This is a genomic window from Streptomyces sp. NPDC055287, from assembly GCF_053646035.1.
In genome coordinates this window covers 380,402-399,291 of record NZ_JBSHNE010000001.1, presented here as the reverse complement: position 1 = coordinate 399,291, position 18,890 = coordinate 380,402, and the positions used below count along the sequence as shown (strand labels likewise).

Genomic DNA, 18,890 nt, shown 5'->3' with positions numbered 1-18,890 from the left:
CAGTGATGTGGGCACGGCAGGACCCTAGGAGGATTTGAGTGCCGCAGCCGCGTGGCTCCGGGTGCCGAGATGGTGAAAGAACAGGTTGAGCAGGACCGCGACCAGGGCGCCGGCGCTGATTCCGGAGCCGAGCACGGTCTGGGCCCAGGCGGGGAAGTCCGTGTAGAAGGTGGGCGCGGCGAGCGGGACGATGCCCGCGCCGAGCGCGACCGCCACGAGGATGATGTTGGAGCTGTCGTCCAGTCCGGCCTCGGAGAGCGTACGGATGCCGCTCACCGCGATCGAGCCGAAGAGGACGATCCCCGCACCGCCGAGTACCGGCATCGGGACGGTGGAGACGACCGCGCCGAGCACCGGGAAGGCGCCGAGGACCAGGAGGGCGCCGCCGGCGACGGCGACGACGTACCGGCTGCGTACGCGGGTGAGCGTGACGACGCCGACGTTCTGTGCGAACGCGCTGGTCGGGAAGCCACCGAGGACCGGACCGAACAGGGTCGCGATGCCGTCGGTGCGCAGGCCGCGGGTGATGGTCCGCCCGTCGGTCCTGCGGTCGCAGATCTCGCCGAGCGCCAACATGCCGGCCGACGATTCCGTCATCAGTACGAGCATCACGATGCACAGCGAGAGGATCGCGGCGGGCTGGAACTCGGGGGCGCCGAAAGCGAAGGGGGTGGGCAGCGCCGCGACCGGCGCGGACTTCAGGGCGCCGAAGTCGGCCATGCCGAAGGGGATCGCGGCGAGCGTGCCGATGAGCATGCCGAGCAGCAGGGCGACTTGTTTGACGAAGCCTTTCCCGAAGCGCTGGATCAGCAGGATGACCACCAGGGTGAAGGCGGCCAGGGCCAGGTACTTCATGGCGCCGAAGTCGGCGGCGGTCTTGTCGCCGCCCTGCGCCCACGTGACGGGCACGGGCATCAGGGTGACGCCGATGAGGGTGATGACGACGCCGGTGACCAGGGGCGGGAAGAAGCGGAGCAGCCGGCCGAAGAAGGGCCCGACGGTCAGGCAGAAGACACCGGCGACCATCACAGCTCCGTAGATCGCCGGGAGCTGGTGTCCGGGGGCGCTGGTCTCGGCGATGGCGAGCATCGGGGCGATGCCGGCCGATGAGGCGGCGTTCACGAACGGCAGCCGGTTTCCGGCGAAGCCGCCGATGCCGATGGTCTGCAGGATGGTGGCGAGACCGGCGATGAGCAGACTGGCGGCGATCAGCCGGGTCATGCCAGCGGCGTCCAGGCCGACGGCCTGGCCGATGATGAGCGGAGGGGTGACGACGCCCGCGTACATGGCGGCGATGTGCTGGAGCGCGGCGGGGACGAGCCGCGAGGTGGGGAGCTTCTCGTCCACCGGGTGGACGACCGGACCGGCGACCGCGTCGAAGCCCGGTCCTGCTGGTCCTGCCGGTGGGACGGAACACGGGCCGTCTGCTGCTTCTGCCGGCCCCATTGCAGGCTGTGCCATGGGATGTTCCCTCCGGTCCGGTGCGCCCCCGCCCTACCGCACAGCGGGGCGGGGGACGTACCGTCCCGCGTCAGAGGTTGGTCATGTCGACCGGGATCTTCGGCTCGACGCCGTCCCGCAGGATGGTGGCCTCGATGAGGCCGTACGGGCGGTCGGCGGCGAAGTAGACCTCGTTGTCGTTCTTCAGCCCGAAGGGCTCGAGGTCGACCAGGAAGTGGTGGTTGTTCGGCAGCGAGAAGCGGATCTCGTCGATCTCGCTCCGGCTGTTGATGACGCGCGAACCCATCTGGTAGAGGGTCTGCTGGAGCGAGAGGGAGTACGTCTCGGCGAAGGCCTGCAGGATGTGCTTCTTGGCCTGCGCGTACGACTTCTCCCAGTTGGGCATCCGGTCCGCGTCGCTGGTCCAGTTGTAGCGCCAGGCGGCGGAGACGTCGGTGCACAGGATGCGGTCGTACGCCTCCTTGAGCGTCGTGTACCGGTCCTTGACGTAGCCCCAGAACTCCGAGTTGGTGGAGTTCATGACCGTGAGGTCCTTGAGGCCGGAGATGATCTCCCAGTTCTCACCGTCGAAGGTGATCTGCGTGGTGCGCAGCTCTTGGCCCTTGCGGACGAAGGAGTGGTTGACCTCGTCGGAGCCGATGAACTTGGAGTTGTTGTCCGAGGTCGCGATGCGGTCCCAGGAGTACTCCTCGATCCGGATCCGGGCGCGCTGGATCGGCTCCTGCGACGTCACGAAGTGGCGGGCGAGGTGGATGCCGAACTGCTCGGCGGACTCGATGCCGTACTCCTTGGCGAACGCGTACACCGTGTTCTTGGTGGTGTCCGTCGGCAGGACGTTCGCGTTCGAGCCGGAGTAGTGCACGTCGTCCATGTCGCCGGAGAGGGCGACGGAGACGTTCAGGTCCTTGATGTGGTGGGTGTCGCCGTCCCGCGTGATCTTGACGACGCGGTTCTCTGCTTTGCCGTACTGGTTCTGGCCGAGAATCGTGGGCATGTCGGTGCTAGCTCCCTCGGTATACGGAGTAGCCGAACGGGTTGAGCAGCAGCGGTACGTGGAAGTGTTCGCCCGGCACGACGGCGAACGTGATCGCCACCTCCGGGAAGAACGCGCCGCTGTCCCTTACGCGGGGGGCGTCCTGCTGTGCCTCGGCTTGCTTCTTGGAACTGTGCTTATTACGGAAGTACGCCTCGGTCTCGAAGTCGAGACGTACGTGGGTCGTGCCTTCCGGCAGGGCCGGCAGGTCCTTGCAGCGCCCGTCCGCGTCGGTCGCGGACCCGCCGAGCGCCGCCCACTCGGCCTCACTGCCACTGCGGGCGGTGAGCGAGATGGCGACACCCTCGGCGGGGCGTCCGATGCTGGTGTCCAGGATGTGTGTGGACACCGAAGCGGTGGTCGCGGTGCTCATCAGTCCTCAGTCCTCTTCTGCGAGACGGGTCAGCCGGATTCGGTTGATCTTCCCGAGTTCGGTGCGCACGATCTCGCGCTCCGCCTCGGCCGTGTTGCCGATCCGGTCCCGCATCGCGTCGCGCATCTGCTCACCGGTCGCACCGGTGGCGCAGATCAGAAAGACATGTCCGAACTTCTCCTGGTAGGCCAGGTTCAGTTCGAGCATCTCGGCTTTCAGTTCCTCGGACGCTCCGGCCATCCCCCGCTGTTCGCGGGAGGAGGTCGGGTCACCGGGCTTCGGCCGACCGATCGGCGGGTGGCCCGCCATCGCTTCGGCCAGGTCCTCCGCGGCCAGTTCCGCCATGGCGGCGTCACTGGCGAGGAAGAGGGCTTCCGCGTTGGCGTACGGGCGCTGGGCGAGCATCTTGCTCCCCCACGCCGAGCTGGCGCACACCTCGTGGAGCGCGGCCGAGGCCTCGCTGTCCGCCGAGGTGTTGAACCGGGCGAGGCCCGGCGTCGAACCTGAAGTCACGGGAGCCTCCGTGGCGTGCTGGACGGGCTGCGCATAGCTAACGCCCTCAAGAACAACTCGTCAACACTTTGTTGAAATATCGCGAACGCAAAAGCCGCCGACCCGTTGTCCGGACGGCGGCCTCTGCGAATGATCGATCAAATATGCCCACTTACTGGACAGCCGGGCTAGTCGCTCTTGGCCGCGTTGGCGGCGTTCTCCCTGTTCAGGTAGTTGTAGACGGTGAAGCGGCTGACCCCCAGGGCGCTCGCCACCGTCTCCACCCCGTGCCGCACGGAGAAGGCGCCGCGCGCCTCCAGGATTCGTACGACCGACTGCTTCTCCTTGCGCTCGAGCTCCGCCAGCGGCATCCCGTGCCGGCGCTCCAGCGCCGCCAGGATGTGGTCGAGGGAGTCCGACAGCTGGGGCAGCCGTACGGCGACGACGTCCCGGCCCTCCCAGGCCAGCACCACGTCGTCGCCCCGCGCCTGCTCCGGCACCATCATCTCGCCGCCCATGGCGTCGACCAGAGGCTTGACCGCGGTGACGAGGGGATGGTCCTCAGGCCCGCCGAGATCCGTCACTTCTCGCCCTCCCCGATCACGTTGACCTGCAACGAGACCCGGGTGGCTCCCGCGTCCAGGGACCTGCGCAGCAGCGCGTCGACCGCCGTCAGCACCGCGTCCGCGCCACCCTCGGCGGTGTTCCCGAACGGGCCTACGTCCACAGCGTCCAGCTCGGCCGCCTGGATGACCTCGCGGGCTGCCAGCGCGTGCGCCGGCGCCTCGTCGAGATCGAAGGGCTCCGTCGTGAACTCCACTCTCAATCGCACCATGCCCCCACGGTACTGGCGGCGGGCACGGCCCCGTCAGCCCCCGCCGTCAGCCGGTCGCCAGCGCGGTGGTCGGCGAGACGCGCGCGGCCCGCATCGCCGGGTACAGCCCGGCGACGGCCCCGATGACCAGGGTGCCCGCAGCGCCGGCCAGCACCGCGCTCGCGGGCAGCGCGACGGGCCAGCCGCGATGCTCGGCGTACACCGTGGTGATCAGCAGCCCGAGGGCCGCGCCGCCGCATCCGCCGAGCCCGGAGAGCACCAGGGACTCGGTGAAGAACTGGTTGCGGACCTGGCCGCGGGTGGCGCCGAGAGCGCGGCGCAGGCCGATCTCGCCGCGCCGCTCCAGTACCGCGATGACCATCGTGTTGGCGACCCCGATCCCGCCGACCAGCAGGGCGACCGCCCCGATGCCCAGCAGCAGCCCGGTGAACGCCTCGTCGGCGGCGAGCTTCGCGGCCAGCGCGTCGGAGGGGCGGGCCACCCGTACCGCGTCCGGCTGCTCCGGATTGACCGTACGGGCGAGGACGTCCCGTACGTCGGTCACGGCGTTCTCGTCGGCCCGCACGTACACGGCGGTGGGATGGCCGTCGAAGCCCAGGGTCCGCTCGGCCGCTCCGAAGCCGATCAGGGCCGCGCTGTTCAGCTCGGGCGCGAGGACGACCGGTTCGATGACCCCGATCACCGTGAAGCGATGGCCGCCGATCAGGACCTGGACGTCCGGATGGGCTCGTACGACACCCAGCCTGCGGGCCGCGGCGGAGCCGAGCACGACGGCCGGGTACTCGCCGGTGGCCCGGTTGAGCCAGGTGCCGCTGGAGGTGCGTGCGCCCAGGGGCGCCAGGAGGTCGGGGTGCGCCGCGAAAACCTCCAGGGCGTTGGTCTCCTCGCGGGGGATCAGGTCGGAGCGGTACACCTTGGCGTCGATCTTGCCGACGGCGCTCACCTCGTTGACCGGCGGCACACGCCGCACCATGGCGGTCACCCCGGTCGGCAGTTTCGCCTCCCCGCCGGTCAGGGACTCCCCCGCCTCGGCGTGCAGCAGGTTGGTGCCGAGGGTGTCGAGGGTGGCCTGGAGTTCGGCGCGGCTGGAGGTCGAGATGCCGACCACGGCCACCATCGCGGCGATGCCGATGGAGATGCCGGCCGCGGAGAGGACGGCGCGCAGGGGTTTCGCACGCAGCCCGGACAGGCTCAGCCTCAGGACGTCGAGCGGGCCGAGCCGGGCGGGGCGCAGCGGGGGCCGGGACGGCGAGCGGGTCGCGGAGTCGGGCACGGGCGGGGTCATCGGGCGGCCTCCTGGGTGGTACGGGGGGCGGCGGCGCCGCGGTCCTCGACCAGCCGCCCGTCGCGCATGACCACCCGGCGCGGCAGCCGGGCGGCGAGCTCCGTGTCATGGGTGATGACGACGACGGTGGTGCCGTCGGCGTTGAGCTCCCGCAGCAGTTCGACGACGCGTGCCCCGGACGCGGTGTCGAGGGACCCCGTGGGTTCGTCGGCGAGCAGCAGGGAGGGGCGGCCGGCCACCGCGCGGGCCAGGGCGACGCGCTGGCGCTCGCCGCCGGACAGCTCGTGCGGGCGGTGCCGCAGCCGGTGGCCGAGACCGACCCGGCGCAGGCTCGCGGCGGCGGCGGCTGTTCTGGCCCGCCGCGACAGTCCGGCGTACAACAGCCCTTCCGCCACGTTGTCGACGGCGCTCACGCCCTGGGTGAGGAAGAACTGCTGGAAGACGAAGCCGATGTGCTCCGCCCGCAGCGCCGACAGCTGACGGTCGGAGAGCCGGTCCACGGGGTAGCCCGCGATGCGCACCCGGCCGCCGGTCGGCCGGTCGAGCGTGCCGATCAGGTTGAGCAGGGTGGACTTTCCCGACCCCGAGGGACCGACCACGGCGAGGAGTTCGCCGGGCAGGACCCGCAGGGAGAGGTCGCGTACGGCGTGCACGGGCGGGGTGCCCGGGTAGCTGCGGGTCACGTCGGTGAGTTCGATGACGGGCTCGGGCGGCCGCGGGCCGCCCGGCCCGGCGGCCGGCGCGTTCGTCGCCTCGCTGACGGCGTTCACAGCGCGGGCGTCCCGACCTTGAGGCCCTCGGTGATGCCCTCCCCGGACACCTCGACGCGGCCGCCGCTGAACAGCCCGGTCGTGACCGGGACGATGCGGTCGGGGTCCCCGGGGCCGTCCCCGACGACCTGCACGCCGTAACCGCCTTCGCGCAGCGCGAGGAGCGCGGCGACGGGCACGGACAGGACGTCGCGGTGCCGTTCGTTCTCGGCCTCGACGCGGACCGGCGAGTAGGTCAGGGAGCCGGCGGCCTTCTGGTCGACGAGGGCGATGCGTACGGTGACGGTCTGGTCGCCGCCCTGGGGGTTCTGTCCGCCGCCTTCGCCGTTGTCGCCGCCGCCCTCGTCGTCACCGCCCTTGTCTCCGCCACCGCCGACGACGGTGCCGACCGAGGTGACCTTGCCCGCGACCGGCTTGTCGCGGCCGGGGATCGTGACGGTCACCTTCTTGCCCACGGGCAGCAGGCGCTGCTGGGACATTTTCGCCTTCACCGTCACGGTGCGCTCGGCCCTGGTCGTGTCCAGTACGGGGCTGCCGCCCTGTGCCTCGTCACCGGGTTTGCGGTCGGCCTCGCCCGCCCGTACGGACTGCGGGGCGAACAGGACCCGGCCGAGTTCGAGCTGTCCGGTGCGCGGCAGACCGAGGGCGCGCTGCCAGCGTTTCACCGCGTACGCCGTGTAGTCGGTGTACGTCTCGTCCACGGTGAAGCCGGTGTAGCCGAGGGCGGCGAGGTTCTGCTCCAGCTGGCGTACGTCACCCCCGTCGGACATGCCCGGGGCGAAGGCCCGGTACGCCGGGATCCGTCCGTACAGCAGCACGACGGGCTTCTCGTCGATGCGGTAGAGGACGCCGCCCCGGGCGACCGTCGCTCCGGGGCGGGCCGTCCAGGTGACCGTGCCGGTCAGCCGGTTGGGCAGGTACACCTCGTCGGCGTACTCCAGGGTCCCGTCCAGGGTCTCCCTCGCGGTCAGGTCGCCGCGGGTCACCGGGGCGGTGGCCGCGGACGGCGGGAGCTTCGGCGGGGGCGCGCCGTCGGCGCGGTCGCGGACCACCACGACGGCCGCGGCACCCGCGGTCAGCACGACCACGCAGGAGACGATCAGCCTGCGGGCGCGGCGGGGGCGCGGCCCGAGGTCCTCGGTGTCACTCACAGCCGTCCGGGCCCCGGTCTCGGTCTCGTGCTCGCTCACTGTCCCGCACCTGGCACCGGACCGGCTTCCTTGTAGCACGCCTTCGACGCCTTCTCGTGGGCCGCGCGCTCGCTCTCCGCGACGCTGCCGATCTTGAAGCCCTTGTCCCGCAGACAGCGTTCGACCTTGAGCCGCCACACCTTCTGTTCCTCGGTCTCCTTGCCGCCGCCGGCCGCGCCGCCGCCACCGCTGCCGCCCTCGTCCATGAACTGCTTGCAGGCGTTCTGGGCCTTGCTGATCTTGGCCTGGTCCTGGGTGTCCGTGACCTGGATGGAGACGTTGCCGTTCGTCTCCGGGTCCTCGACCTCGATGTCGTTCTCGCGCAGGCACCGCACGAACTTGAGGACGTCGGCGTCCGGATCTCCGGCGCCGGGCTTTTGGGTGCTGCCGCCCGACGACGTCTTCCCGCCGGCGGAAGGCACGTCGCTTTTCTCGTCCGATCCGCATCCGGTCAGCAGCGCCAGCGGAAGAAGTACGGCGAGAGAGGAGACACCCAGCCGGGTTAAAGGTTGCAGATTCAACGTAGGCTCCTTGTCGAATTCCGGTGTGACTCATGAATAGCAACGCCCTCCAGAGAGATCGCTGAGAGATTTATGAGATTCATCTGAGAACAACGGGAAGAGATCATTCCCCAATGCGCCGAACGCGAGAAGGCCGAATCCAGGACTGTCCGGACAGTCCTGGATTCGGCCTTCTTCAGCCGGCGCCCCGAAGGCGGCCGACTGCGAGGATCAGCCGCCGATCGAGCCGCCCCAGACGGCGTTGGTGCCGGAGGGACAGGTCAGCGTGTGGTTCCACGTGCCGTAGTAGTACGTCCCGAAGGTGTACCGGTAGCCGTTCGAGCAGTCCACGTAGACCCGGTAGCCGTTGCCGGAACAGGTCATGTAGAAGTTTCTGCCCGACCTGCTGCCGTTCCAGCAGCTGGCGTTGATGTTCACGTCGCCCTGCGAGGCAGCGGCGGCGCCGCCGGCCTTGCTGAGGGACTTGGTGCCCACGCCGGACTTGACCTGGCCCTTGGACGACTGCGAGGTGGAAACCGCCTGGCCGTCCCCCACGGAAGCCGCGCTTGCGGCGGGCGCGAGGCCCACCCCGGCACCCAGCATCAGCATGGCACCGGCCCCGACGAGACCCAGATTTTTGCGGATCGTCATCTTTTCCCCATTCAACGCGTCTTGTTGAACCCGTTGCCCACTTCGTTGAGCGAGCGACGCGATTCTGCTCAGAGCAATGCGGGCATGTCAATTCTCATTTCCTTCTCATGAAGGCACACCGCACTGCGAATCAGTCATTCCGCACAGGTCCAGGCCACCGTTCGACACAAGGGCACAAAATGCCGTTCTCGCCGGTAAACACGTCGGCCACAAAAATGAACTATGCATTCCCTATGCGCTTCCTGTGAGCCGCGACCGAATACCGGCCATATAGAAGACCGACCACGACGGGAAGCGGCCCGTCACCCTTCAGCCACCCCCCTGGCCACCACCGCCCCGGGGGCACCTTCCGCACCGTCAGGCCGCCCGGCCGGGACACACCCTCTTGACAGGCCTCCGGACCACCAGGCAACATTCCATCAGGCAGAAAACAACTTCCGCGATACGGAAGGAGCGCCGAAACCCTCATGGGCTACACGGACCAGCGCTTCGATGTGAACCTCTCGATCCTCTTCACGGAACTCCCGCTCCTCGAGCGCCCGGCGGCCGCCGCCGCGGCAGGCTTCAAGGCGGTCGAGCTGTGGTGGCCCTGGATCGAGACCCCCACCCCCGACCAGGCCGAGCTCGACGCCCTCAAGAAGGCGCTCGACGAGGCCGGCACCCAGCTGGTCGGCCTGAACTTCTACGCCGGGCAGCTGCCCGGCCCGGACCGCGGCGCGCTCTCCGTGCCCGGCGAGGAGTCGGACCGCTTCCGCGCCAACATCGACGTCGCGGCGGACTTCGCCGCCTCGGTGGGCTGCAAGGCGCTCAACGCGCTCTACGGCAACCGCGTGGAGGGCGTCGACCCGGACGTACAGGACGAACTCGCCCTCGAGAACCTGGTGGTGGCCGCCCGCGCCGCCGACCGGGTGGGCGCGATCCTTCTGATCGAGACGCTCAACAAGCCGGAGTCGCCGCTGTACCCGCTGGTGAGCGCACCGGCCGGCATCGCAGTCGTCGACAAGGTGAACGAGGCGACCGGGCTCGGCAACGCCAAGTTCCTCCTCGACATCTACCACCTGTCGATGAACGGCGAGAACCTCCCCGAGGTGATCGCGGCGTACGCCGACAAGACCGGCCACGTGCAGATCGCCGACAACCCGGGCCGCGGCGCGCCCGGCACCGGCTCGCTGCCCCTGGAAGAGCTGCTCGACCAGCTCAAGAAGGCCGGTTACGACGGCTGGGTGGGCCTGGAGTACAAGCCCGGCGACCGCCCGAGTGCCGAAGCCTTCGGCTGGCTCTCGAACTGACCATTTTTAGCGCGTGAAAGAGGCACCCATCATGAGCAACCTCCCCAAGATCGGCTTCATCGGCCTCGGCATCATGGGCTCCCCCATGTCCGAGAACCTGCTGAAGGCGGGTTACGACGTCACCGGCTACACCCTGGAGCAGCCCAAGATCGACCGCCTCGTCGCCGCGGGCGGCAAGGGCGCGTCCTCGATCGCCGAGGCCGTCAAGGACGCCGACGTCGTCATCACGATGGTGCCCGCCTCCCCGCAGGTCGAGGCGATCGCGTACGGCGCGGACGGCATCCTGGAGAACGCCAGGAAGGGCGCCCTCCTGATCGACATGTCCTCGATCACCCCGCAGACCTCCGTCGACCTGGGCAAGGCCGGCGCCGAGAAGGGCCTGCGCGTCCTGGACGCCCCGGTCTCCGGCGGCGAGGCCGGTGCCATCGAGGCCGTACTGTCGATCATGGTCGGCGGTTCGCAGGAGGACTTCGACGCCGCCAAGCCGGTGCTCGAGGCGCTCGGCAAGACCATCGTCCTGTGCGGCCCGCACGGCTCCGGCCAGACGGTGAAGGCCGCGAACCAGCTGATCGTCGCGGTCAACATCCAGGCGTGCGCCGAGGCCGTCGTCTTCCTCGAGAAGTCCGGCGTGGACCTCGAGGCGGCGCTCGACGTCCTCAACGGCGGACTGGCCGGCTCGACCGTGCTGACCCGCAAGAAGGCCAACTTCCTGAACCGGGACTTCGCCCCCGGCTTCCGGATCGATCTGCACCACAAGGACATGGGCATCGTCACCGACGCCGCCCGCAATGTCGGTGCGGCCCTCCCCGTCGGCGCGGTAGTCGCCCAGCTGGTCGCCTCGCTGCGCGCCCAGGGCGACGGTGGCCTCGACCACTCAGCCCTGCTGCGCTCCGTCGAGCGCCTCTCCGGTCAGCCCGCCCAGAGCTGATCACCCCCTGATTTCCGGGTGGCGGCAGCGCTGACACCTGTCCTGTCGCGCCCAGGCGCCGCCGCCGCCCGGATTCAATTTTTTTCGCCTCCGTCCGCGCCGATCCCTCTCTTCAACTTCAACAAACTGTTGACGTCACGCTCGGTGCGTACTTACGCTCCTCACGCCGCCAGCAGATTTCCGCAGGAAGGTCCCCATGTCGAAGCGTGTGCTCACGACCGAGTCAGGCGCCCCGGTCGCCGACAACCAGAATTCCGCCTCCGCCGGTGTCGGCGGCCCGCTCCTCCTCCAGGACCAGCACCTGCTGGAGAAGCTGGCCCGGTTCAACCGTGAGCGCATCCCGGAGCGCGTCGTCCACGCCCGCGGCTCGGGTGCGTACGGCTACTTCGAGGTGACCGACGACGTCACCGGCTTCACCCACGCGAACTTCCTCGGCGAGGTGGGCAGGCGGACCGAGACGTTCATCCGCTTCTCGACCGTCGCCGACAACCTGGGCGGCGCGGACGCGGTCCGTGACCCGCGCGGCTTCGCGCTGAAGTTCTACACCGAAGAGGGCAACTACGACCTCGTCGGCAACAACACCCCGGTGTTCTTCATCAAGGACCCGATCAAGTTCCCCGACTTCATCCACTCCCAGAAGCGCGACCCCTTCACGGGCAAGCAGGAGCCGGACAACGTCTGGGACTTCTGGGCGCACTCCCCCGAGTCGACGCACCAGATCACCTGGCTGATGGGCGACCGCGGCATCCCCGCCTCGTACCGCCACATGAACGGCTACGGCTCGCACACCTACCAGTGGACGAACGCCCAGGGCGAGGCCTTCTTCGTCAAGTACCACTTCAAGACGAACCAGGGCATCCGTTCGCTGTCGTCCGAGCAGGCCGCCGAACTCGTGGGCAAGGACGCCAACTCGCACCAGACAGACCTGCTCCAGGCCATCGAGCGCGGCGTGAACCCGTCCTGGACGCTGTACGTCCAGGTCATGCCGGCCGCCGAGGCCGCGGACTACCGGTTCAACCCGTTCGACCTGACGAAGGTCTGGCCGCACTCCGACTACCCGCTCCAGCGGGTCGGCCGGCTGGTCCTCGACCGGAACCCGGACAACGTCTTCGCCGAGGTCGAGCAGGCCGCGTTCTCCCCGAACAACTTCGTTCCGGGCATCGGCCCCTCGCCCGACAAGATGCTCCAGGGCCGCCTCTTCGCCTACGCGGACGCCCACCGCTACCGCCTCGGTGTGAACCACACCCAGCTGCCGGTGAACGCCCCGAAGGCGACCGTGGCCGACAACTACGGGCGCGACGGTCTCTACGCCACGCGCTACGGCTCGCGCCACGACAAGAACTACGAGCCCAACTCGTACCAGGGCCCGGCCCAGACGGACGCGGCGCTCTCCGCCCCGCTCGCGCTGACCGGCTGGACGGGCACGCACGAGGCGCCCGCCCACGTCAAGGACGACGACTTCTTCCAGGCCGGTGAGCTCTACCGGCTGATGTCGGACGAGGAGAAGTCCCGTCTGATCGCGAACATCGCCGGTGGCCTCTCGCAGGTCAGCCGCGACGACGTGATCGAGAAGAACCTCGCGCACTTCCACGCCGCGGACGCGGAGTACGGCAAGCGCGTCGAGGAAGCGGTCCGCGCCCTGCGCGAGGACTAGAACACCGAGACCGCATCGCGGGCCTGACGGGAGGTCGGGCCGGTGGTGCAGTCCGTACCGTCGGCCCGAATGAGGGGTGGCCGAGGGTCACGGACGGAATGGGTGCCGCGGCGGCGAGCGAGCCAGTGCGGTGGTCAAGGCTCCAGGTGCGCCCTCCTCGACCTGAGGGGAGGACGCCCGAAAGCTCATCGCCCCCGCCGCGGAACCCCTTCCTCAACAGCTCCGCCCGACGGCGCGAACGTCCTGTCGCGCCAGTCTCGTGCCGTCGGGCGGCATCAGGTTCCCCCTGCCAGGGCGCGGGGTGGGTACGGACGGTCCCGTACCCGCCCCGCGCCCTTCAGGCGTTCCCGGGCACTCGGGGGCCGGGGGTCAGCCCACCGACACCGCGGCCTCAACGGCCCGCGCGGCCGCGGGGACGGCGGCCGGGGCGGCGCCCACCCACCGGCCGATGGCGGTCTCCGCCGTGATGCCGGGCCCGAATCCGGCGATGAGCCCGCCGGCGCCGTTCTCTACGGTGCCCTCGTCGAACAGCCGGGCCAGCGCGTCGAAGACGACGGAACTGGCGATGTTCCCACGTTCGGTGAGCGTGGCCCGGCTGAACCGGAACATCTCCGGCGGGAGGTCCAGGTAGTGGCACAGGTCGTCGAGGATGCGCGGCCCGCCCGCGTGGACGATGAAGAAGTCCATCTGTGCCACCTCCCAACTGTGCTGGGCCACCAGCGACTTGAGGGCCGGGGCGAGCATCTCCATGGTTCCGGGGACCCGCTTGTCGAGCAGGAAGTGGAACCCGGTGTCCCGTACGGCATACGAAATCCAGTCCTCGGTGTTCGGCACGAGATGGGAGCCGTTGCGCTCGATCCGCATGCCGACGCCCCCCTCGCCGCGCACCACGGCCGCCGAGATCGCGTCGCCGAACAGACCGTTGGAGAGCAGTGAGCCCACCCCGAGGTCGGTCGGCTGGTAGCACAGCGAGCAGAACTCGCAGGACACGATCAGCACATTGGCCTGCGGATACGCGGTGCAGAAATCGTGGGCACGGTTGATCGCGGCACCCCCCGCCGCGCAGCCGAGCTGGGCGATGGGCAGCTGTCTGGTCTGCGACCTGAAGCCCATCGTGTTGATCAGCCAGGCGGTCAGCGACGGCATCATGAAGCCGGTGCAGGAGACATAGACGATCAGGTCGATGTCACCCGGCTCCACCTCGGCGTGGGCGAGCGCCTGACGTACGACGCCGGGAACACGTGACTTCGCCTCGGCCTCGTACAGCCGGTTGCGGGTCTCGAAACCGGGGTGCCGGAGGGTGTCCTCGATCGGCTGGACGAGGTGGCGGGTGAGGACACCCGTGTTCTGGATGAGGCGCAGGACGAGGTCCCGCTGCGGATGGTCCGCGTGTGTCTCGCGGGCCAGCTCCAGTGTCTGCTCCATCGTGATGACGTGGTCGGGTACGGCGACGGACGGTCGGCACAGTGTGGCCATGTTCTTCCTTGTCTCATGCCGGGCAGCGGTGTCGCCGCGCGGTCGTCACCACTGGGCGGTCGTCACCACAGGCGGTCGTCACCACGCGACGGGCAGGCCGAGCGGGTAGCGCCAGATCGACGTCGTGTTCCAGCGCACCTCGGACGGCTCCACCGCGAGCCGCAGCCCGGGAAAGCGGTCGAGGAGCGCGGCGAACACGACCTCGAGCTCCATCGCGGCGAGAGGCGCTCCGAGACAGTGGTGCGCGCCCCAGCCGAAGGTCATGTGGGGGACGGTGGCCCGGTCCACGTCCAGTTCGTCGGGCCGGTCGAACTTCCGCTCGTCCCGGTTCGCGGTGAGGTACGAGACATGGACGACGTCCCCGGCCCGGATCAGCACCCCGCCCAACTCCACGTCCTCGGTGGCGACGCGCGGGATGCCGACGCCCTTGCGGAAGGGGATGAAGCGCAGGAGCTCCTCGATCGCGGCCGGAAGGGCCGAGGGGCGCGCGCGGAGCGTGGCGAGCACGTCGGGGCGGGTGAGCAGGGTGTACGCGATGTTCCCGAGCTCGTACGTCGTGGTGTCCTGGCCCGTGATGAGCAGCACCATCGACATGACCGCCAGCTCGTCGTCATCGAGCAGTTCGGCACCGTCGCGGGCGGTCGCCAGCGTACTGATCATGTCGTCGCCGGGGGCCCGGCGCCGCTCGGCGCTGAGCCCGGCGAAGTAGGCGCGCAGTTCCGCCTTGGCGCGGACGGCCGCGTCCCGGTTGGCGGCGCCGACGTCCATCATGGTGAGTGCGTGGGCGCGCAGCCGGGGCCGGTCGTCCTCGGGGATGCCGAGAACCTCACAGATCGTCATGAGCGGCAGCGGCGCCGCCACATGTGCGACGAGATCGGCGGGTGAACCCAGGTCCGTCATCCGGTCGAGCATCAGGTCCACGACGCTCTGGGTGCGTTCACGCATCCGCTCCACATGGCGCGGCGCGAAGCTCTTGGCGACCAGGCTGCGCAGCCGGCTGCTGGTCGGCGGGTCCATCAGGTTGATCGACTCGGACTGCACGATGGGCTCCGGCGTCATCCGCGGGAAGTCGCGGCCCTTGACGGCGCTGCGGCTGAACCGCCGGTCGGTGGTCACCGTCCGCACGTCCTCGTAGCGTGTGACGAGCCAGGCCTCGCCCTCGCCGTACGGCATCCGGATGCGGGCCACTGGCTCGGCCTCCAGCATCTGCCGGAGCTGGGGGTCGAACTCGAGGGCCTCCGCGTAGTCGAAGGGACAGCTCCATACGGTGCCGGTGGTCTCCACGTTGCTCCAGACGGTGTGCGATCGATTTCCGACACATCCCCAACCGGTGGGGCGGTCATGTCCCCATGCGGGTTAATTAACCGATTAGAGGGAGATGCGGACTTCAGCGCGAACACTTCGGAGGAGCGACCTGCGGCGACATCGAATTCGGCGCCGCGTGAGCCGGTCGCGACACCGGTCGCGACGTCGGTGGCGCGGCCTTGCGCAGCGGCCGGAAGTAGTGGCCGAGCGCCCAGTCCCCGACGCGGCTGCCGGCGTCGCACCCGGCGATGTCAGCGCTGCGGAAGTGGATTCCGCCCCACACCCGGGCGTCGACCATGTCCTGGTTGAACCGGTCTGCGTGCTCGTAATGCCGTGCGGTCGCGGTGGCTTCGGACCGGACGTGCAGGTCGATGCGTGAGGTGCCCAGAACGCCGGTCGCCGTGCGCATCACGGCGCCGGCGACGGCCGCGTGACCGCTGATGTAGTCGGGGTGCGGAGGCGTGACGAGCAGCGGCTGCCACTGCGGGTCCGGCTCGGTCGCGGGGTTGCCGTCGGTGTCGGCCAGCTGGATGGCGTTGACCGGCCGCCAGAAGCCGTAGCGCAGCTTGGAGTCCCACGCGGTGATCACCGCGTCGGCCGCCGAGGTGTTGACCGCGGCGAACAGCCGCGCCGTGTCGGCGAGGCCGAGGCGATGCCGGTCGGCGTAGTCCCGGAAGGCCGTCTGCAACTGCACCAGCAGATTGCCGCCGAAGAAGAGGGCGGTCTCGGTCTGGTGCGCGGTTCTGCCCGAGCCCGTCTTGGCGCCCATGGCCTTCACCTCGTTCACGTCCCTCGCGTAGCGGGCCGAGGACAGTGCGGGCGGCGGGCCGGGGCGCGCCTGGTCCGGGGCCTCGAGCAGCAACGGGCGCATCGTGCCGAGCCAGATGTCGAGGTAGGGCTGGTGGGCGGGCGGGGTGGGCCGCCAGACGCCGGGTGCGGGCGGAGGGGTGTACTCGACCGGTTCGTAACGGCCGTCGCCCTCACGGAGCTTGACGATGTGTTCGGCGGCGCGCTTCCCGTAGGCCACGCCCTGGTCCTCGGCGCGGCCGTCGGGGATCTTGGCGAGGGACTTGGCGTACTCGGCGTCGAGCCCGGTCCGGGACGCGGGGAAGTAGGTGAGCAGTACGTGGTGCGCGGCGGTCACGGCCGCCGCCTCGGGGGACGCGGTGGCGGGCCCCCGCGCCTGCCACTTGTAGAGGGCGTACTTCCCCTGGATGCCGACGACGGCGTTGTAGACGGCGGCGGAGACGAACCCGTGCCAGACGGCCACCTGCCCGGAGGGGTGCATGGCGCCGAGGTTGGCGCTGATCGTCTGGGTGGTGATGGCGTTCCAGTCGCGGACCGCCGCGGGGTCCGCCGCGGGGTCCGCCGCGGGGTCCGCCGCGGGCGCCCGGCGGGTGTCGGCGGCGGCCGCGGGTCCGGCCACACCGGGAACGGCGGCGAGTGCGAGCGTCGCGAGCATGCCGACGACGGCGCGTACCCCCGACCGGGACGAGCGGGACGGCACAGGGCAGTTCAGGCGCACAGGGACACTCCCTCGAGCGGTATGACCGGATGGGCACCGGATGAGGTGCTGGATCAAGATCAACCGCTGAGTCCGCCCTCCGCAAGCCGGGGGACGCAATGAGGTGTACGCGCCCGTGAAACGCCCGGGGCCCGGCCTGCGGGAGCAGACCGGGCCCCGGAACGGGACAAGGGGCGGAGCGGGGGCGGGGTCCGTCAGACGAGCGGACGGATCGCCGTCGGGGCGTGGCCCGGCTCGGTGGCCAGCTCTTCCCACTCGTTGACGCCATCGATCTGGACGCCCATCGAGATGTTCGTGACACGCTCCAGGATCGCCTCGACGACCACCGGGACGCGGTACTCGGCGGCGAGCTTCTTCGCCTCCTCGAAGGCAGGCAGCAGCTGGTCCGGCTCGGTGACGCGGATCGCCTTGCAGCCGAGGCCCTCGGCGACCTTGACGTGGTCCACGCCGTAGACGCCCAGCTCCGGGGAGTTGATGTTCTCGAACTCCAGGTTGACCTGGAAGTTGATGTCGAGGTTGCGCTGCGCCTGGCGGATCAGGCCGAGGTACGCGTTGTTCACCAGGACGTGGACGTACGGGATGTTGTGCTGCGCGCCGACGGCCAGCTCTTCGAGCATGAACTGGAAGTCGTAGTCGCCGGAGAGCGCGACGACCGGGGTCTCGGGGTCGGCGGTGGCGACACCGAGCGCGGCCGGGATCGTCCAGCCGAGCGGGCCCGCCTGGCCGCAGTTGATCCAGTGGCGCGGCCGGTAGACGTGCAGCATCTGCGCGCCGGCGATCTGCGAGAGGCCGATGGTGGTGACGTACCGGGTCTCGGGGCCGAAGGCGCGGTTCATCTCCTCGTACACGCGCTGCGGCTTCATCGGGACGTTGTCGAAGTGCGTACGCCGCTGGAGCGTGGCCTTGCGCTCCTGCGCGGAGGCGGCCCACTCGGAGCGGTCCGGCAGCTTGCCCGCGGCCTTGAGCTCCTTCGCCACCTCGACGAAGAGCTCCAGCGCGGCCTTGGCGTCGGACGCGATCGCGTAGTCCGGGGCGAAGATCTTGCCGAGCTGGGTGGGTTCGATGTCGACGTGGACGAACGTGCGGCCCTTGGTGTAGACGTCCAGGCCACCGGTGTGACGGTTGGCCCAGCGGTTGCCGACGCCGAGGACGAAGTCCGACTCCAGGAAGGTCGCGTTGCCGTAGCGGTGCGAGGTCTGGAGGCCGACCATGCCGGCGTTCAGCTCGTGGTCGTCGGGGAGGATGCCCCAGCCCATCAGGGTCGGGACGACCGGGACGCCGGTGATCTCGGCGAACTCGACGAGCAGCTCGGACGCGTCGGCGTTGATGATGCCGCCGCCCGCGACGAGCAGCGGCCGCTCGGACTCGAGCAGCATCGCGACTGCCTTCTCGACCTGCTTGCGGGTGGCCGCGGGCTTGTAGACCGGCAGCGGCTCGTACGTCTCGGGGTCGAACTCGATCTCGGTCAACTGGACGTCGATCGGCAGGTCGATGAGGACCGGGCCGGGGCGGCCGGAGCGCATCAGGTGGAACGCCTGCTGGAAGACGCCGGGGACCTGCGCGGCCTCCAGCACGGTGACGGCCCACTTGGTGACCGGCTTGGCGATCGACGCGATGTCGACGGCCTGGAAGTCCTCCTTGTGGATCACCGCGGTGGGCGCCTGGCCGGTGATGCACAGGATCGGGATGGAGTCACCGATCGCGGAGTACAGGCCGGTGATCATGTCGGTGCCGGCGGGGCCGGACGTACCGATGCAGACACCGATGTTGCCCGCCTTGGTGCGGGTGTAGCCCTCGGCCATGTGGGACGCGCCCTCGACATGGCGGGCGAGCGTGTGGTCGATGCCACCGCCCGCCTGGAGGGCCTTGTAGAACGGGTTGATCGCCGCGCCCGGCACACCGAACGCGTTCGTGACGCCTTCGCGCTTGAGGATCTCGACTGCGGCTCGGGCTGCGGTCATTCGAGGCATCGCGTACTCCTGCTCGGCCAGTCGGAGCGACCTCACCGTTGCGGGCCGGTGAGCCTCACTCCATAGTTTCCATAATGCGGAATTTCAATTCTGCTATACGGAAGCAATCTAAGGTGAGGTCCGGCGCGCGTCAAGGGCGGGCATTGGTTGAAG

17 protein-coding genes and 1 pseudogene are annotated in these 18,890 nt (G+C 69.7%); 3 read left to right on the top strand and 15 right to left on the bottom strand.

All coding sequences use genetic code 11. From position 1 onward, the window contains the following. Positions 1–24: 24 nt before the first annotated feature. The 11 genes from ACWIHY_RS01700 to ACWIHY_RS01650 form a co-directional block, all read right to left on the bottom strand. Positions 25–1,461: a nucleobase:cation symporter-2 family protein gene (locus ACWIHY_RS01700; RefSeq protein WP_454373549.1), complete on the bottom strand. Its 1,437-nt coding sequence runs from the start codon at positions 1,459–1,461 to the stop codon at positions 25–27. 70 nt (positions 1,462–1,531) lie between these two features. Then, entirely contained in the window at positions 1,532–2,455 is a 924-nt protein-coding gene (gene pucL / locus ACWIHY_RS01695) for a factor-independent urate hydroxylase (protein WP_454373548.1), read from the bottom strand. Between the two features lie 7 nt (positions 2,456–2,462). Further along, a complete protein-coding gene (uraH, locus tag ACWIHY_RS01690; protein WP_454373547.1) occupies positions 2,463–2,867 on the bottom strand; it encodes a hydroxyisourate hydrolase in 405 nt (134 codons plus the stop codon). 6 nt (positions 2,868–2,873) lie between these two features. Continuing rightward, positions 2,874–3,380 (bottom strand): 2-oxo-4-hydroxy-4-carboxy-5-ureidoimidazoline decarboxylase, encoded by a 507-nt coding sequence (uraD, locus tag ACWIHY_RS01685; RefSeq protein ID WP_454373546.1) that lies wholly within the window; start codon positions 3,378–3,380, stop codon positions 2,874–2,876. 167 nt (positions 3,381–3,547) lie between these two features. Beyond that, positions 3,548–3,877 (bottom strand): helix-turn-helix domain-containing protein, encoded by a 330-nt coding sequence (locus ACWIHY_RS01680; protein ID WP_454373853.1) that lies wholly within the window; start codon positions 3,875–3,877, stop codon positions 3,548–3,550. A gap of 62 nt (positions 3,878–3,939) precedes the next feature. Continuing rightward, the gene (locus ACWIHY_RS01675; protein ID WP_454373852.1) at positions 3,940–4,191 is read right to left on the bottom strand and encodes a hypothetical protein; all 252 of its coding nucleotides are present in this window, start codon (positions 4,189–4,191) and stop codon (positions 3,940–3,942) included. 49 nt (positions 4,192–4,240) lie between these two features. Beyond that, positions 4,241–5,479, bottom strand: coding sequence for an ABC transporter permease (locus ACWIHY_RS01670; RefSeq protein WP_454373545.1), 1,239 nt, complete (start codon positions 5,477–5,479; stop codon positions 4,241–4,243). Further along, the gene (locus tag ACWIHY_RS01665; protein WP_454373544.1) at positions 5,476–6,249 is read right to left on the bottom strand and encodes an ABC transporter ATP-binding protein; all 774 of its coding nucleotides are present in this window, start codon (positions 6,247–6,249) and stop codon (positions 5,476–5,478) included. Before ACWIHY_RS01665 ends, ACWIHY_RS01670 begins: the two co-directional genes overlap by 4 nt. Beyond that, positions 6,246–7,439: a peptidoglycan-binding protein gene (locus ACWIHY_RS01660; protein ID WP_454373543.1), complete on the bottom strand. Its 1,194-nt coding sequence runs from the start codon at positions 7,437–7,439 to the stop codon at positions 6,246–6,248. Before ACWIHY_RS01660 ends, ACWIHY_RS01665 begins: the two co-directional genes overlap by 4 nt. Further along, the gene (locus ACWIHY_RS01655; RefSeq protein ID WP_454373542.1) at positions 7,436–7,960 is read right to left on the bottom strand and encodes a hypothetical protein; all 525 of its coding nucleotides are present in this window, start codon (positions 7,958–7,960) and stop codon (positions 7,436–7,438) included. Before ACWIHY_RS01655 ends, ACWIHY_RS01660 begins: the two co-directional genes overlap by 4 nt. 210 nt (positions 7,961–8,170) lie before the next feature. Then, positions 8,171–8,590: a hypothetical protein gene (locus ACWIHY_RS01650; RefSeq protein WP_454373541.1), complete on the bottom strand. Its 420-nt coding sequence runs from the start codon at positions 8,588–8,590 to the stop codon at positions 8,171–8,173. A gap of 467 nt (positions 8,591–9,057) precedes the next feature. On the opposite strand from ACWIHY_RS01650, the gene ACWIHY_RS01645 reads away from it, so the two are divergent. The 3 genes from ACWIHY_RS01645 (at position 9,058) to ACWIHY_RS01635 (ending at position 12,461) form a co-directional block, all read left to right on the top strand. Next, positions 9,058–9,879, top strand: a complete 822-nt coding sequence (locus ACWIHY_RS01645) for a TIM barrel protein (RefSeq protein ID WP_454373540.1) — start codon at positions 9,058–9,060, stop codon at positions 9,877–9,879. 28 nt (positions 9,880–9,907) lie between these two features. After that, positions 9,908–10,807, top strand: coding sequence for a 2-hydroxy-3-oxopropionate reductase (locus ACWIHY_RS01640; RefSeq protein WP_454373851.1), 900 nt, complete (start codon positions 9,908–9,910; stop codon positions 10,805–10,807). A gap of 196 nt (positions 10,808–11,003) precedes the next feature. Then, positions 11,004–12,461 carry a catalase gene (locus ACWIHY_RS01635; RefSeq protein WP_454373539.1) on the top strand — a complete coding sequence of 486 codons (1,458 nt, stop codon included), beginning with the start codon at positions 11,004–11,006 and terminating at the stop codon, positions 12,459–12,461. A 369-nt stretch (positions 12,462–12,830) separates the two neighbouring features. Here ACWIHY_RS01635 and ACWIHY_RS01630 read toward each other — a convergent pair. The 4 genes and pseudogenes from ACWIHY_RS01630 to gcl form a co-directional block, all read right to left on the bottom strand. After that, positions 12,831–13,943, bottom strand: a pseudogene (locus ACWIHY_RS01630) (type III polyketide synthase); the annotation flags it as partial. Positions 13,944–14,015: 72 nt separating this feature from the next. Beyond that, on the bottom strand, positions 14,016–15,221 hold the full coding sequence (locus ACWIHY_RS01625; RefSeq protein ID WP_454373538.1) for a cytochrome P450: 1,206 nt from the start codon (positions 15,219–15,221) through the stop codon (positions 14,016–14,018). A gap of 103 nt (positions 15,222–15,324) precedes the next feature. Continuing rightward, complete coding sequence (locus ACWIHY_RS01620) at positions 15,325–16,767, bottom strand: vanadium-dependent haloperoxidase (RefSeq protein WP_454373537.1); 1,443 nt, start codon at positions 16,765–16,767, stop codon at positions 15,325–15,327. Between the two features lie 194 nt (positions 16,768–16,961). After that, positions 16,962–18,737, bottom strand: a complete 1,776-nt coding sequence (gene gcl, locus ACWIHY_RS01615; RefSeq protein ID WP_454373536.1) for a glyoxylate carboligase — start codon at positions 18,735–18,737, stop codon at positions 16,962–16,964. Positions 18,738–18,890 lie beyond the last annotated feature (153 nt).